Origin of the sequence: Bifidobacterium callitrichos (genome assembly GCF_008698085.1) — a bacterium.
In the GTDB taxonomy this organism is placed as follows: domain Bacteria; phylum Actinomycetota; class Actinomycetes; order Actinomycetales; family Bifidobacteriaceae; genus Bifidobacterium; species Bifidobacterium callitrichos.
This window is the reverse complement of record NZ_RZJP01000001.1, coordinates 447,243-462,228: the sequence shown is the minus strand read 5'-3', so window position 1 is coordinate 462,228 and position 14,986 is coordinate 447,243. Positions and strand designations below refer to the sequence as shown.

Here is a 14,986-nt window from a genome sequence, read left to right as displayed (position 1 = left end):
AAAGGAAAACCATGAACCATCCGGTCGAATCGAATGATGCCGCCCCGCTGCGCTTCCGTGGCAAGATCGACTTCCAGTCGCACTACCTGCCTCCCGCGTATCTGGAATTCCTGCGCGCGCATTATCCCGGCAGCCCGGACGGTTATCCCACGCCCGACTACTGGACTCCCGACTGGCAGCGTGACAAGATGGACCTGCTCGGCATCGCCTATGCACATCTGGAACTCTCCTCGCCGAACGTCTTCCTGCCGCAGGCGGATGACTGTCTGCGGCTGGCCCGGAAGATCAACGACCAGGGGGCGGCAATCGCCGCCGAGGAACCGACCCGGTTCGGGCTGATTGCCACACTGCCCCTGCCATGGGCCGAGGAGTCCGCGGCGGAGGCCCGGCGCACGCTCGACGAGCTCAAGGCTGACGGCGTGGGACTGACGACCAACCACCATGGCGTGTATCTGGGTGACCCCCGACTCGATCCGGTGATGCGCGAACTGGACGACCGCGGCGCAATGGCGATCGTCCATCCCACCGCGCCGCCAGTGTCCGTGCCTGGCGCGTGCGAGGGCCTGTCCCTTCCTGCTTTCGAATACTTCGTGGAAACCACGCGGGCCTTCACCAACATGGTGTTGGAGGACACGTTCGTCAAGTTCCCGAACATCCGCTGGGTGATGCCGCATGCCGGCGCGTTCGTCTCCGTCCTCGCCGACCGGTTCGAAAGCTTCGCGTTCATGCTGCGCTTCGCCGACCCGGACCGCCGTGTCGACTATATGGACGCCATGTCCCATGTGTACTACGACCTTGCCGGATTCAGTGAGCCCAAGCAGCTCGCCGACCTTTTACGCAACGTGCCGGACACCCACCTGCTGTACGGGTCGGACACCCCCTACACGCCCATCGAGGCGGTGCTCGGCCAGGCTCGGGCGCTGGAGGGGACCGACAAGCTCACCGAGGAGCAGAAGCGCATGGCGTTCACCGGCAATGCGCTCGCCGTCAACCCGAAGCTCGCGGGGATCCCGGCATTGGCCCGGGCGGCTTCCGAGCCCACGGGGGATGCGGTGGGGGAGCGGGACGGACGGTGGTATGTGCGACTCCTGCACGATCTCTTCCCGCGCAGACATGTGGCCGTGCGCGTGCCTGTTCCGCCGCACGAGGCGGCCCCGAAGATCGCCGGAGCCGTCCGCGATGCCGGCGCCGCGCGTCTTGCGCCCGATTCCGGCGACGACCCGGCGCTCACCGCCCGCTATGACGTGCGGCTCAACTCGCCGGTGGGCGTAATCGCGATCCCTGTGATCGTCTCCTACGACGACGCGACCCGAACCTCGTTCCATGGCAAGGCGAAGGTCATGGGAATCGTGGCATCCTACCGGGATGGAGTGCGCGACGGGACGCGGCATTCGTTCGACATTCGCGTGCGTCTGCCGTTCGGCCCGCTCACCGTCCACCTCGATGCTGACGTGTCCGAACCTGACGGCTCGGTCGTGGGCACGGCCGTCGCGCCCCATCGCAGGCCCATGCCCTTCACCGGCCGGCGGCGCTGATCGATCTCGCATGCGTTTGTCTTCGAGCGCTTGAGGTGGGTATTACTGAAATCGAACGACAGACTGCCCGTATCGGGATGAAGGAAAGGAAGCATCATGTCCAAGCGCATGCTTGTCACGTATTTCTCCGCCACCGGCACCACCCGTGAGGTCGCCGAACGTCTTGCGCACGCGATCGGCGCCGACCTCAAAGAGATCGAACCCGCCGAGCCGTACACCGCCGCCGACCTCGACTGGCGTGATTCCGGCAGCCGCACCAGCGTCGAGCATCGCGACCGCGCCACGCGCCCGGCGTTGAAGACGCCGATCGACGTGAGCGGCTACGACGTGGTGTTCGTCGGATACCCGCTGTGGTGGGAGACCGCGCCGCGCGTGGTGCGCACGTTCCTTGAAAGCGAGGACTGGGAGGGCAGGACCATCGTCACGTTCGCGACCTCCGGGTCCAGCACGCGCGGTGCCGACGGCGTGCAACTGCACGATTCCGCGCCCGCCGCCCACTGGGTGCCGGGTCGCCGCGTGGGCGCAAATGAAAGCGAAGCCAAACTCGCCAAGTGGGTCGAGGGGCTGGCTCTGTAAATTGTAAAGTCGGCCATCGCGCCGCCCAGTCGCTTGCTGATCGCTTCGCTGACTGCCACGGTGTACCCCGTGAGTAGGCCGGAAGCTGATTGGCCTTGTACTGGCCTCTCGGAGGGCTCATACGAGACTGAGGGAGGGGCTGCGGTTTCGCTCACGCGTTCATCGCGCGAATACGACGCAGATCCGTGAGCACCCGCTGTGGTTGGTCGGACAGCGGGAAGTTGTCCTCGTCGCGCACGCCGTCGAGGCGACTGGAAGCGTCCGGTTCCAACGCGGCGAACAGCGGCTTGAGGTCAGGTTGCTCCTCGCCGCGCACGGCGACGAGTTCGAACGTCTTGCCCGTGGCGGCATCGCGGCCGAGGGCGTCCACCAGTGTGCGCGCTATCTGGTCGCGCGAGACGGCCCCATCTGACGGGCTGCCGGTGCGTCGGCCGTCCCCCTGCAGGAACACCAGACGGCGCTCGTCGGGCGATCCGTAGTCGAACCAGCCGGGCCGTACGATGGTGTACTCGTTGCCGCTCGCCCGCACCAGCCATTCTGATCGTCGCTGCGTCGACGTGCGAGCCCATCGTGAAGACGATGCCGTCGATGCCGTCCAGAGCGCGGGTGAACGATTCGACCGAGGTCAGGTCGCCTTCAAAGAGCTCGGCGCCCTGGGGCAGTCCGGCGCGTGAAGCGTCGCGCACCATGGCGCGGACTCGGTATCCCCGCCGCAGCGCCTCGGCGACGGCGAGTCTGCCGACGCTGCCGGTGGCGCCGACGAACAGTACGGATGACGGTCTGGTCATGATTGATTGCCTCTGTTCACTTGGTGGGCTGGAGCGGGCCGTAGAAATAGCTGGCGGTGGCGCCGCCGTCCACGAGCACGTCGGTGCCGGTGATGAACGCGCCGCGCTCGCTCATGAGCAGCTCGGCCACGTTGGCGATCTCGTCGGCGGTGCCGGGGCGTCCTGCCGGGCACTTGGCGAACATGTTCTTGTAGAAGTCGCCGCGCGGTCCGTTGAATTCGTCGATGGCCAGCGGCGTGACGACGATGCCGGGGGAGATCGAGTTGAGTCGCGCGCCGCGCTCGCCCCACGCCACGGACTGAGCCATCACGCGCTTCTCGTTGCAGCGTTTGGCCATCTGGTAGGCGTGCAGCGTGTCCATGATGTTGCCGGGCTGCAGCATGTCGAGGTCGAGCAGCTCCTCGGTGGGTGTGGTGGCCAGCAACCGGTCCTCCTCGGCGGTGAGCTGCTTCATGCGGTGGCCGGACTGGCTGGAGATCGTCACGCCCACGCCTCCGGGGGCGATGATCTTGCCCACTTCCTCGAGCAGTACGGCCGTGCCGTACAGGTCCACGTTGAGGATCGTCTCGATGGACGCCTGGCTGGGGGAGACGCCGGCCGCGTTGACCAACATGGTGACGTCGCCGAGGGAGGTCGCCATGTCGATGAGTTTGGTGATGGACTCGCGCGAGGCGAGGTCCACGGTTTCGGGGCGGGCGTCAAAGCCGGCGTTCCTCATGGTCTGCGCGATGTCGGCGGCGTGGTCGGGGTTCTTGTCCGCCACGAGGATGGTCATGCCGTATCCCATGCGGCGGGCGATGGCCATGCCGATCTGCCCGGCGCCGACCAGGATCATGATGTCGCGGGTGGAATGGGGTGATGCCATATGCGGTCCTTTCGCTGTGTTGTCGGATGGGATGACAGCAACGATAGGAGGGGTGAGAATGAATAACAAATACGGCTGATTAATGAAATTATATAACTATAATGCATATAGTTTCAATTGGTGTGCCTTAAATTGGCGTGAGGACGGTGAAGTGAACATGGAACTGCGGATATTGCGGAATTTCCTGACGGTGGTGGAGGAGGGCGGCGTGACCGCGGCGGCCGACGTCCTCCGCCTCAGTCAGCCGGCGTTGTCGCGGCAGATCAAGGAACTGGAGGAGGAGCTGGGCTAGTCCCTGTTCGTGAGGGGCAACAGGGCGAGGGAACTCGAACTGACGGACGCCGGACGGCTGATGTATCGCCGCGCACAGGAAATCGTCGACCTTTCGGACCGTGCCAAAGCGGAGATCCTCGCCGGTCGTGTCATAGTCGGCGATGTGCGCATCGCCGCGGCCCAGAGCGCGGTGATGCGCACATCGCCCGCGCGGCGGTGCTGATGCGTGAACGTCATCCGCGAGTCACCGTGTGCCTGCATGACGACTCCGGCGCCAACATCGTGGAACGGCTCGACAGCGGACTTGCCGATTTCGGCGTGCTTGTACAGCCGGTGGACATGGGCCGGTATGGGTCACTGCCATTGCCGGGAGGTGATCCGATGGGATTGCTCATGCGACATGACCATCCGTTCGCCTCCCGGACGGCGGTCACCGCGAAAGACCTCGAGGAGGTGCCGCTGATCATGCCGAAAGGAGTGCTCGGTCGGGGCGATCTGTCCGGTTGGCTCGGACGGTACGCCAAGCGCATCAATGTGGTCGGCACCATGAATCTGATGTACAACGCCAGCTGCTTCGTGCGGGAGGGTTTCGCATGCGCCGTGGGGCCACGGGATATGGTCGATACTTCACCGGACAGCGGGCTATGCTTCAGACCATTTGAGCCGGCAGTATCCACGCGTCTCGCGATCGCATGGAAGAACGGCCAGCCGCTGTCTCCCGCCGCAGAGGCGTTCCTTGAGGCTTTGCAGGACGCGCTGAAACCGAGACGGATGAGCTGACTATCCACGCACCCATATCATCACGGCATCGAGCCGGTTCAATGCCTTGATGGCTGATATCCCTCATCCGCCGTGCGTACGACCGGTTGTTTCTCGGCTATCTGTCATGGATGTTCACTGATGGCCCTTGCGGCGGCGAGGCGTCAGGGCCGCGGGCCCGTGCTTGCCGATCGCGAAGCACAGCGCGCGCAATCCGCCGATCCTCGGATCGGGACGTAGCCCGCGTCCGATGCGGTTCATCTGCAGCTCGAACCAGCTGATGACGAGGATGCCGCCGAACGCACGGTCGAGCGCCTTGACTCCGGTCGTCACCCACGGCAGGTCCACGCTGCCGTCCCAACGGTCACGGATGATCCGCTTCGGCAGGTCGGGCACGAGGGCCAACGGACGCGCGATGCCGATCATCTGCGTGATTCCCTCGTCGAGCGCGCGCTCCATGTCCCGCGCGTTGCGGAACCCGCCGGTCAGCGCCACCGGCACGGTGAGCTCGCCCTTGACGCGTCTGGCGAATTCGGTGAAGTACACGCCGCGCCTGCGGTCCTCGAGTGCGCCGCTGTTGGTTTGGATGACCGGCTTCTCGAGTGTGCCGCCGGAGATGTCGATCAGGTCGACGCCGCGCTTCTCGAGCTGCTTCATGACCCAGATGGATTCCTCCTCATCGAAGCCTGCGAACGACCCGCCGCGATCGTCGATCTTTGCGGCGATCGGCACGTCGCTGGAGTTGAGTTTCACCGCGACCGGGAACTTCGGCCCCACCGCCGCGCGCACCGCGTCGAACACCTCGAACAGGAAGCGTGCTCGATGCTCGATGTCGCCGCCGTATTCGTCGGTTCGCCGGTTGTCCTCGGGCGAGAGGAACTGGTTGATGAGGTAGCCGTGCGCCGCGTGGATCTCCACGCCGGTGAACCCGGCCTTCTTCGCGATCCGCGCCGTCGTGGCGAATCGGTGCACGATGTCGTGGATCTGCTCGACGGTGAGCGCGGTCGGTTCGGCGAAGAACCGTCCGTAGTCCCCTTCCAGTTTGCCGTCGCTGGGCGCGTACGGATGCTGGTTGATGGTGATGGGGGATTGGCGTCCTGGGTGGTTGATCTGCATCCAGCAATGGGCCCCGTTGCGGGTTCCTGCGGCGGCCCAACGGCGCAGCATGTTCAGATCGCGTTCGTCCTCGACCGCGACGTTGCCGGGTTCGCCGAGCTGCGTGCGGTCGACCATCACATTGCCGGTGACGAGCACGCCGGCGCCACCCTCTGCCCATGTGCGGTAGAGGCGGACGTGCCGTTCGGTTGGCGCGCAGTCGCGCCCGGCCATCGCCTTGTTCATGGCCGACTTGTAGAAGCGGTTCTTCACCGTGACCCCGCAGGGCAGAGTGAGGGGCGTTGCGATTCCCGAGATGGTCCCCGAGGTGGTTCCGGAGTTGATTTCCGGGGTGCGGTCTGCGTTCATGATGTTCCTTTCCTATGTATGAACGTCCAAGTTTTTACACTTGTCTAACTTCATCTGATCTGTACGATAATCCATTTTTGGACATTTGCAAAATTCTGGACGATAGGTTAGGGTAAAGCCGTTGGCATCACTGGCAACACGCCGGCGTCCCCATGCTGTTGCCGAATAGCCCCGAATGAACGAGCGAAAAAACGAAATGGACGTGACATGAAAAAGGATCTGAATGCAAAACTCTCCCGCGGCGCGCTGCGCACGCTCGACGCCTTCTCCGGCGCGATGATGGACCTGCTGCGCGCCAAGCCGCTCGCGTCGATCAGCGTCAACGAGCTGTGCGAACGCAGCTCGTATCCGCGCGCCACGTTCTACAACTACTTCGACGACCGCGATGATCTGCTGACCTATTGCTGGACCGCCCTGTCCGGAAAATCAAGGATCGGCGATCTCGAGGCGGCCGAGCCGGAGCGCCGTATGGACCTGGCACTCGACATGATGGCCGACATGCTCGAGGACAATGCCGTCCTGCTGAAGGAGGTACTCGAGCACAATCCGGTCGACGGGCCGATGTTCACCAGCCTGCGAGCCTTCATCACCGAACGCTCGCGAGACCTCATGTGCACGTGCGTCGACCGGGAGCGCCATGCGCTACCGGTCGAACTAATCGCCGATCACTATGCCAACACCTTGATGCTCGTGCTCGATTGGTCCTACCTGCGTGGGCATACGCTCACGCGCCCCGAACTGCACGACTACGTCCACGCTCTGCTCGCAGGCGCCACGGAGTATGGGCGGACCGTCGCGATTGCATAACGGATGTCCATAACGGATGTCCGCATCGGTCCGCACCGGCGCGGCTTATCAGGAAAACCATGTAAAATCAACTCTTGACTTTTTCGCCAATTCGGTATATGGACAGCGAAACGTGAACGATACACCGCAACGCTACGCTGTCAACAGCAATAAGCCCAAGAGTCGCGTCTCAACACGCGCCCGCTAATAATTGAGGTGATTTCGGTGACACTTAAAGCCCCGCTTGATCTCACGGTCCATGCTCCGGATGGCATGTACGACCCCTCCAACGAGCATGACGCCTGTGGTGTGGGTATGGTCACCACCCTTAACAAGCGCCCTGAGCACAAGATCGTCAAGGACGCCATTGAGGTGCTGGTCAATCTCGACCACCGCGGCGCCGTGGGCGCCGAGGAGAACACGGGCGACGGCGCCGGCATCCTCATGAGCATGCCGGACGAGTTCATGCGCGCCACCGTGCCCGCCGAACTGCCCGAAGCCGGCCACTACGCGGCGGGCATCGCGTTCCTCGACCGCGACATCGAAACCTCCGGCCAGCAGGAGCAGGCCATCGCCAGGATCGTGCGTGAGGAGGGCCTCGAGGTCCTCGCATGGCGCGTCGTGCCGACCAACCCCGACGGACTCGGCCTGCAGGCGCTCGCCGCCATGCCGAGCTTCAAGACGCTGGTCATCGCCGATCCGCAGGGCGGTCTCGCCGGCATCGAACTGGATCGCAGGACCTTCCGCATCCGCAAGCGCGTCGAGCACGAGGTGGGCGTCTACTTCGCCTCCCTGTCCGCGCGCACCATCACCTACAAGGGCATGCTGACCACCATGCAGCTGACCCACTTCTTCCCGGATCTGGTGGACGAGCGCATGAAGGCAGTCATCGCCATCGTGCACTCCCGCTTCTCCACGAATACGTTCCCGAGCTGGCCGCTCGCCCAGCCGTTCCGCCTGCTGGCGCACAACGGCGAGATCAACACCATCCAGGGCAACCGCAACTGGCTGTCCGCCCGCGAGGGACGCCTGAGCTCCGAGCTGCTCGGCGAGTTCGAGCCGCTGCTGCCGATCGCCACGCCCGGCTACTCCGACTCCGGCACCTTCGACGAATGCCTCGAGCTGCTGCACCTCGCCGGCCGCTCCCTGCCGCACGCGATCAGCATGATGCTGCCGCCGGCGTGGGAGAAGAACGACCAGCTCGACCCGGATCTCAAGGCCTTCTACGAGTACAACAACACGCTGATCGAGCCGTGGGACGGCCCGGCCGACATCGTCTTCACCGATGGCACCCAGGTCGGCGCCCTGCTCGACCGCAACGGCTTCCGCCCCGGCCGCTGGCAGCTCACCGACGACGGCTACCTCGTGCTCGCCTCCGAGGCTGGCGTCCTGCCCGAGACCGAGCAGGAGCACATCGTCTCCAAGGGCCGTCTCGAGCCCGGCAAGATGTTCCTCGTCGACACGGCCGAGGGCCGTATCATCCCGGACGAGGAGATCAAGAGGACCCTCGCCTCCCAGCACCCGTACCGCAAGTGGGTCGAGGGCAACTCCGTGGAGATGAGCGACCTGCCCGCCCGTGAGCACGTCAACCACTCCGGCCAGTCCGTCCAGCGCCGCCAGCGCGCCTTCGGCTACACCGAGGAGGATCTCAAGATCGTCCTGACGCCGATGGCCAACACCGGCAAGGAGCCGCTCGGCTCCATGGGCAACGACACCCCGCTGCCGGTGCTCTCCAAGCGCTCGCGCATGCTGTTCGACTACTTCCACCAGAAGTTCGCGCAGGTCACCAACCCGCCGCTCGACTGGGAGCGCGAGGAGGTCGTCACCTGCCTCGAATCAGCGATCGGTCCGGAGCCGAACCTGCTGTCCGACACCGAGCTGCACGCCAAGAAGATCCTCATCCCGCTGCCGGTCATCAACTCCGACGAGATGGCGCAGCTCAAGCGTCTCGACAAGGCGCGCATCCTCGGCGGCTACTACCGCCCGTACGTCGTCAAGGGTCTCTATCAGGTGGCCGGCGGCGGCGAGGCCCTGCAGCAGCGTCTCGACGAGATCTTCGCCGAGATCGACGAGGCGATCGACAACGGCAAGAACTTCATCGTGCTGTCCGACCGCGACTCCAACCACACGTGGGGCCCGATCCCGTCCCTGCTGCTCACCTCCGCCGTGCAGCACCACCTGCTGCGCCGCCACACCCGCACGCAGATCTCCATGGCCGTCGAGGCCGGTGACGTGCGCGAGATCCACCACGTCGCGCTGCTCATCGCCTACGGCGCTGCCTGCGTGAACCCGTACCTCGCGTTCGAATCGGTCGAGAACCTCTCGCGCGAAGGCTACGTGAAGGTCGATCCGGCCACCGCCGTGAAGAACCTCACCAAGGCACTGTCCACCGGCGTGCTCAAGATCATGGCCAAGATGGGTGTCTCCACGATCATGAGCTACCGCGGCTCCCAGCTGTTCGAGGCCGTGGGCCTGAGCCAGGAGGTCGTCGACGAGTACTTCACCGGCACCACCACCCGCGTGGGCGGCGTCGGCCTCGACGAGATCGCCGAGGAGGTCGCCTCCCGCCACCGCGTCGCCTACCCGAACCAGTGGACCGCCTCCCCGCACAGGAACCTGAGGACCGGCGGCATCTACAAGTGGCGTCGCACCGGCGAGGACCACCTGAACGACCCCGAGGCCATCTTCCTGCTGCAGCAGTCCACCCAGCGCGGCGACTACAACATGTTCAAGAAGTACTCGGCGCACATCAACGACACCTCCAACAGGATCATGACGCTGCGCGGCCTGATGAAGTTCAACAACAGCCGCAAGCCGATCGACATCTCCGAGGTCGAACCGGCCTCCGAGATCGTCAAGCGCTTCTCCACCGGCGCGATGAGCTACGGCTCCATCTCGCAGGAGGCGCACGAGACGCTCGCCATCGCCATGAACCAGATCGGCGCCCGCTCCAACTCCGGCGAGGGCGGTGAATCCGACGACCGCATCGAGGATCCGCGCCGCTACAGCCGCATCAAGCAGATTGCATCCGCGCGCTTCGGCGTCACCTCCGACTACCTCGTGCACGCCACCGACCTGCAGATCAAGCTCGCCCAGGGTGCCAAGCCGGGCGAGGGCGGCCACCTGCCGGGCGCCAAGGTCCCGCCGTGGATCGCCAAGGTCCGCCACGCCACCCCGGGCGTCGAGCTCATCTCCCCGCCGCCTCACCACGACATCTACTCCATCGAGGATCTCAAGCAGCTGATCTACGATGCGAAGATGGCCAACCCGAAGGCCCGCGTCCACGTCAAGCTCGTCTCCGAGTTCGGCGTCGGCACCATCGCGGCAGGCGTGGCCAAGTGCCATGCCGACGTGGTGCTGATCTCCGGCTACGACGGCGGCACCGGCGCGGCACCGCTCAACGCGATCCGCCATGCCGGCACCCCGTGGGAGATCGGCCTGTCCGAAACGCAGCAGACGCTGATCTTGAACGGCCTGCGCTCGCGCATCGTCGTCCAGTGCGACGGCGAGCTCAAGACCGGCCGCGACGTGGTCATCGCCGCGCTGCTGGGAGCCGAGGAGTTCGGCTTCGCGACGGCCGCGCTGATCGTCGAGGGATGCGTCATGATGCGCGCCTGCCAGAAGAACACCTGCCCGCAGGGCATCGCCACCCAGGATCCGGAGCTGCGCGCCCGCTTCCGCGGCAAGCCCGAAAGCGTCGTGAACTTCTTCATGTTCATCGCCGAGGAGGTGCGCGAGATCCTCGCCCAGCTCGGCTTCCGCACGCTCGAGGAGGCCGTCGGCCACGTCGAGTGCCTGGATCAAGACGAGGCGATCAAGCGCTGGAAGTCCGACGGCGTCGACCTGACCAACGTGCTCAAGCAGTCCGGCCCGGTCCCCGGCACCATCCTGCACAACACCGAGCCGCAGAACCACGAGCTGGAGAAGGCGCTCGACAACAAGCTCATCGAGCTTGCCGAGCCCGCGCTCGACCACAAGGAGCCGGTGCGCATCGAGATGCCGATCCGCAACGTCAACCGCACCGTCGGCACGATGGTCGGCTACGAGATCACCCGCCGCTACGGCGCCGAGGGTCTGCCCGACGACACCATCGACATGACCCTGCATGGCTCCGGAGGCCAGTCGATCGGCGCGTTCATCCCGCGCGGCGAGACCATCCGCGTCTACGGCGAGGTCAACGACTACGCCGGCAAGGGCCTGTCCGGCGGACGTCTCATCGTGCGTCCGGAAGACGGCATCACCTTCGACCCGCATGAGGACGTCATCGCGGGCAACGTCACCGGCTTCGGCGCCACCTCCGGCGAGATGTTCGTCGCCGGCAAGGCGGGCGAGCGATTCGCCGTGCGCAACTCCGGCGCGACCTTCGTCGTGGAGGGCGTCGGCGACCACGGCTGCGAGTACATGACCGGCGGCACGGTCGTCGTGCTCGGCCCCACCGGCCGCAACTTCGGCGCCGGCTTCTCCGGAGGCAACACGTACGTGCTCGACCTCGACATGAAACAGGTCAACCCCGAGGCCGTCGAATCCGGCGCGCTGCTCTTCGAGCCGCTCGACGCCGAGACCTCCGACCTCGTGCGCGGCCTCGTCAAGCGTCACGCCGAGGAGACCGGATCCGCGTTCGCCGCGGGCCTGCTCGAGGACTGGGACGCGACCGCGAAGCGCATCACGCACGTCGTGCCGAAGCACTTCCTCGCCATGACCAAGGCCATGGCCGAGGCCGAAGCGGAACACATCGATTTCAATACGCCCGGTGCCTGGGAGCAGGTGTACGAGCACGTTATGGAAGGAGCGCACTGAGATGGGCGACCCGAGAGGATTCCTGAAAGTCCGCACCCGTAGGGAGCTGGCGGAGCGTCCCGTCGCCGAGCGCATCAAGGACTGGTTCGACGTCCACGCCGAGTCCGGTCTGCAGCCGTGGACCACCGAACAGGCGGCCCGCTGCATGGACTGCGGCACCCCGTTCTGCATGACCGGATGCCCGCTGGGCAACCTCATCCCGGAGTTCAACGATCTGGTCCGTCAGGAGCAGTGGGAGGACGCCTACCAGCGTCTGAGCCTGACCAACAACTTCCCCGAGGTCACGGGCCGCATCTGCCCGGCCCTGTGCGAGCAGGCCTGCGTGCTGGGCATCCACCAGCCGCCGACGATGATCAAGAACGACGAGTGCACGATCATCGACCAGGCATGGGATCTCGACTACGTCAAGCCGATGCCTCCGCAGCGTCTGACCGACCAGACCGTCGCGGTCGTCGGCTCCGGCCCCGCGGGCCTCGCCGCCGCGCAGCAGCTCACGCGAGCCGGCCATACCGTCGTCGTCTACGAGAAGGACGATGCACTGGGCGGCCTCATGCGCTACGGCATCCCGAACTTCAAGCTCGAGAAGACGCTCATCGACCGCCGCATCGAGCAGATGGAGGCCGAGGGCACCCGCTTCGAGACCAACGTGGAGATCGGCAAGGACATCGCGTGGGACGACCTGCGCGACCGGTACGATGCGGTCGTCGTGGCCATCGGCTCCCGCGTGCCGCGCGACATGAAGATCCCGGGCCGCGAGCTCAAGGGCATCCACTTCGCCCTCGACTTCCTGCCCGACGCGACCCGTCGCATCTACGGCGTCAAGCCGGTCAACGACATCACCGCCAAGGACAAGCACGTCATCGTCATCGGCGGCGGCGACACCGGCTCCGACTGCCTCGGCACCTCGATCCGTCAGGGCGCGAAGGACGTCACCGTCCTGCAGATCATGCCGAAGGAACCGGCCACCCGACCCGACAACCAGCCGTGGCCGACCTTCGCCCGCACCTACCAGAAGACCACGTCGATGGCCGAAGGCGGCGAATACCTGTACTCCACCGATTCGGTGAACTTCATCGGCTCGGACGAAGAGCAGGAGCGCGTCCACGTCGAGAACTCCGCTACCGCCGAAGGCTTCATCGCCGACGAGACCGGTCACGTCACGGGCCTGAAGATCGTCTCCGTCGCCCCCGGCGAGAACGGTCCGTTCACCCGCCAGCCGGGCACCGAGCGCGTGCTGCCCGCCGACCTGGTGCTCATCTCCGTCGGCTTCCTGCACCCGGACACCACCACGATGCTCGACCAACTGCCCGTCGAACTTGACAAGCGCGGCAACATCGCCCGCAACGACAAGTTCGCCACCTCCCAGGACGGCGTCTTCGTGTGCGGCGACGCCGGCCGCGGCCAGAGCCTCGTCGTGTGGGCCATCGCGGAGGGCCGCTCCTGCGCCGCCGCCGTTGACGAGTACCTCTCCAGCGAGCACGTCAGCGAGCTTCCGGCCCCGATCACGGCCTCTCAGCGCCCGATGATGCTGCCGCGCTGAGCCGGTTTGAGGGAATATAGAACGAACATAGTGAAATCCTGCGGTACTATCTACCGCAGGATTCTTTTTTACCAAAGGAGTGGTTTGAATGCCGAATCGTGCGGAACGTCGCGCCAAGGCGAAGGCCGATCGTAGGGGAGTGCCGTCGCAGTACGACTCCACCCGCGGCCGCGGCCGGTCAGGAATGATCGATGAGTATCAGCTGCAGGAGCGTTCCCGCAGACTGCAGGAGGGCGAGTCTGTCGGTCCGTGGAAGCCGACCGGCGGCACGATCGAGACCGACGCCGAGAACGCGACGCTCACCACCAACCCCAACTACCGGGATCCGCAGGCGTTCCGCGCCCCGCATTCGACCCGCCAGTGGTTCCGCGTGGGCAGCTGGACGCTGATCACGCTCGCCGTCATCGCGTTCTTCGTGGTCATGTGGCTGCCGAGCGCCGCCCGCCCGATGTGGCTCGTCGCCACCGTCGCCGGCGTGTTCATCGTCGGCGTGGTGAGCCTGTTCTTCACCGCCGGCGACTCGAAGCACAATCCGAATCTCGATCAGAACGGTACCGCCGTCTGATCAGTCCGACCGCCGTCCGGAATCCGTTGACGGAATCGCAGGACCTGCAAATGACGCGAATATGAGAAAAGCGCACGATATGATGTCGTGCGCTTTTCTCATGTAGTTCGTCTACTTCGTGCCGCCGTTCATATAGTCGATGTCGAAGCCGGCGGCCGTATTGTACGTGATCACATGCTCGTCGATCGAGCCGTCGGACGTGCGGATGTCCACGTCCACCGTGCGGGGGAGTAGCTCGTCGCCCGTATACCGCGGGGTCGCCATGTACTCGATCGTGCCGTTCCTGTGCGAGCGGAGCCAGTCACGTGCCCGGGACTCCGTGTAGGCCATGCCGCCCGGCGTCGCGTCGTTGTCACCCACGTTCTGCGTTCGGGTGCCGGTGACCATGTTGCGCTCGGCATCCTCGCCGCCGAGGCTCTTGGCGATGAGGTGCGAACGGTTGAACAGATATCCGTGGTACTTGTCGCCGTCGGAGAAGACAATCTCGACCTTCGGATTGTGCTCCGGCCATCCGGCGATGGTGTCCGGCATGTCACGCTCCCTGTCGGAGCCGGATTGCATGAGCTGGTATGTGACGACGCCGACCGCCATGCCGGCCCGACCCAGCGAGTCAAGCTCCGAGTAGCGGATCTCGCCGGTTGAAGGCATGGTCCCGGCTGCGGAGAAATCGGCCTTGCCAGTCACCTTGTAGTAGTTGGGCGCATCCGTCTCGGACCAGGTGCCGTCACTGCCGGATGATGTCGAAGAACTCGACTGCGATGCACTCGACTGCGAACTGTTCGCATAGTTGCGCGCCTCGTCGATCAGCGACTGCGCGTCGGACGCCGAGCATCCGCCGGCCGTGATCGTCAATAGACCGGCAAGCAGTCCGGCAATGACCTTGTTGAACAATGCATGCTTGTGCGACACGATGGTATTCCTCTCTGACGTCGTGATGCATAGATTCGTCATCCTACAACCTGATTGCCAAAACCGGGTGCCTGACTCACGAGACGTTCACGATCACGTTCACGTTCACAGCCAGGAGGCGGACGGGTA

At 65.0% G+C, this 14,986-nt stretch carries 12 protein-coding genes and 1 pseudogene; 9 read left to right on the top strand and 4 right to left on the bottom strand.

What is annotated here, in order from left to right:
• Positions 1–11 precede the first annotated feature (11 nt).
• Together EMB92_RS02070 and EMB92_RS02065 are read left to right on the top strand one after the other, a co-directional pair.
• Positions 12–1,535, top strand: a complete 1,524-nt coding sequence (locus EMB92_RS02070; protein WP_190973522.1) for an amidohydrolase family protein — start codon at positions 12–14, stop codon at positions 1,533–1,535.
• 96 nt (positions 1,536–1,631) lie between these two features.
• Positions 1,632–2,111, top strand: a complete 480-nt coding sequence (locus EMB92_RS02065) for a flavodoxin (protein WP_150393612.1) — start codon at positions 1,632–1,634, stop codon at positions 2,109–2,111.
• A 151-nt stretch (positions 2,112–2,262) separates the two neighbouring features.
• Here EMB92_RS02065 and EMB92_RS11790 read toward each other — a convergent pair.
• Together EMB92_RS11790 and EMB92_RS02055 are read right to left on the bottom strand one after the other, a co-directional pair.
• Positions 2,263–2,899 (bottom strand): annotated as a pseudogene (locus EMB92_RS11790) (NAD(P)H-binding protein).
• Between the two features lie 16 nt (positions 2,900–2,915).
• Positions 2,916–3,764 (bottom strand): SDR family oxidoreductase, encoded by an 849-nt coding sequence (locus EMB92_RS02055; protein WP_150393611.1) that lies wholly within the window; start codon positions 3,762–3,764, stop codon positions 2,916–2,918.
• A 157-nt stretch (positions 3,765–3,921) separates the two neighbouring features.
• On the opposite strand from EMB92_RS02055, the gene EMB92_RS11615 reads away from it, so the two are divergent.
• The 3 genes from EMB92_RS11615 to EMB92_RS11605 are packed head-to-tail and all read left to right on the top strand — an operon-like array spanning position 3,922 to position 4,817.
• Positions 3,922–4,056, top strand: coding sequence for a LysR family transcriptional regulator (locus tag EMB92_RS11615; RefSeq protein WP_223847572.1), 135 nt, complete (start codon positions 3,922–3,924; stop codon positions 4,054–4,056).
• A gap of 9 nt (positions 4,057–4,065) precedes the next feature.
• Entirely contained in the window at positions 4,066–4,260 is a 195-nt protein-coding gene (locus EMB92_RS11610; protein ID WP_223847517.1) for a hypothetical protein, read from the top strand.
• Positions 4,260–4,817: a LysR family transcriptional regulator substrate-binding protein gene (locus EMB92_RS11605; protein ID WP_263390616.1), complete on the top strand. Its 558-nt coding sequence runs from the start codon at positions 4,260–4,262 to the stop codon at positions 4,815–4,817. The genes EMB92_RS11610 and EMB92_RS11605 overlap by 1 nt, the downstream gene beginning before the upstream one ends.
• A 114-nt stretch (positions 4,818–4,931) precedes the next feature.
• On the opposite strand, the gene EMB92_RS02045 is transcribed toward EMB92_RS11605, so the two are convergent.
• Positions 4,932–6,260: an NADH:flavin oxidoreductase/NADH oxidase family protein gene (locus tag EMB92_RS02045; RefSeq protein ID WP_150393610.1), complete on the bottom strand. Its 1,329-nt coding sequence runs from the start codon at positions 6,258–6,260 to the stop codon at positions 4,932–4,934.
• 207 nt (positions 6,261–6,467) lie between these two features.
• Between EMB92_RS02045 and EMB92_RS02040 the strand changes: the two genes are divergently transcribed.
• The 4 genes from EMB92_RS02040 (at position 6,468) to EMB92_RS02020 (ending at position 13,948) form a co-directional block, all read left to right on the top strand.
• Positions 6,468–7,067, top strand: coding sequence for a TetR/AcrR family transcriptional regulator (locus EMB92_RS02040; protein ID WP_150393609.1), 600 nt, complete (start codon positions 6,468–6,470; stop codon positions 7,065–7,067).
• A 204-nt stretch (positions 7,068–7,271) separates the two neighbouring features.
• Complete coding sequence (gene gltB, locus EMB92_RS02030; protein WP_150393608.1) at positions 7,272–11,843, top strand: glutamate synthase large subunit; 4,572 nt, start codon at positions 7,272–7,274, stop codon at positions 11,841–11,843.
• A gap of 1 nt (position 11,844) precedes the next feature.
• Positions 11,845–13,383, top strand: coding sequence for a glutamate synthase subunit beta (locus EMB92_RS02025; protein ID WP_150393607.1), 1,539 nt, complete (start codon positions 11,845–11,847; stop codon positions 13,381–13,383).
• 88 nt (positions 13,384–13,471) lie between these two features.
• Positions 13,472–13,948, top strand: a complete 477-nt coding sequence (locus tag EMB92_RS02020) for a photosystem II reaction center protein J (RefSeq protein ID WP_150393606.1) — start codon at positions 13,472–13,474, stop codon at positions 13,946–13,948.
• Between the two features lie 111 nt (positions 13,949–14,059).
• On the opposite strand, the gene EMB92_RS02015 is transcribed toward EMB92_RS02020, so the two are convergent.
• A complete protein-coding gene (locus EMB92_RS02015) occupies positions 14,060–14,857 on the bottom strand; it encodes a DNA/RNA non-specific endonuclease (protein WP_190973521.1) in 798 nt (265 codons plus the stop codon).
• Positions 14,858–14,986 lie beyond the last annotated feature (129 nt).

Coding starts and splice junctions, on each gene's coding strand:
- EMB92_RS02070 (WP_190973522.1), top strand. CDS start 12: ATGAACCATCCGGTCGAATCGAATGATGCCGCCCCGCTGCGCTTCCGT.
- EMB92_RS02065 (WP_150393612.1), top strand. CDS start 1,632: ATGTCCAAGCGCATGCTTGTCACGTATTTCTCCGCCACCGGCACCACC.
- EMB92_RS02055 (WP_150393611.1), bottom strand. CDS start 3,764: ATGGCATCACCCCATTCCACCCGCGACATCATGATCCTGGTCGGCGCC.
- EMB92_RS11615 (WP_223847572.1), top strand. CDS start 3,922: ATGGAACTGCGGATATTGCGGAATTTCCTGACGGTGGTGGAGGAGGGC.
- EMB92_RS11605 (WP_263390616.1), top strand. CDS start 4,260: ATGCGTGAACGTCATCCGCGAGTCACCGTGTGCCTGCATGACGACTCC.
- EMB92_RS02045 (WP_150393610.1), bottom strand. CDS start 6,260: ATGAACGCAGACCGCACCCCGGAAATCAACTCCGGAACCACCTCGGGG.
- EMB92_RS02040 (WP_150393609.1), top strand. CDS start 6,468: ATGAAAAAGGATCTGAATGCAAAACTCTCCCGCGGCGCGCTGCGCACG.
- EMB92_RS02025 (WP_150393607.1), top strand. CDS start 11,845: ATGGGCGACCCGAGAGGATTCCTGAAAGTCCGCACCCGTAGGGAGCTG.
- EMB92_RS02020 (WP_150393606.1), top strand. CDS start 13,472: ATGCCGAATCGTGCGGAACGTCGCGCCAAGGCGAAGGCCGATCGTAGG.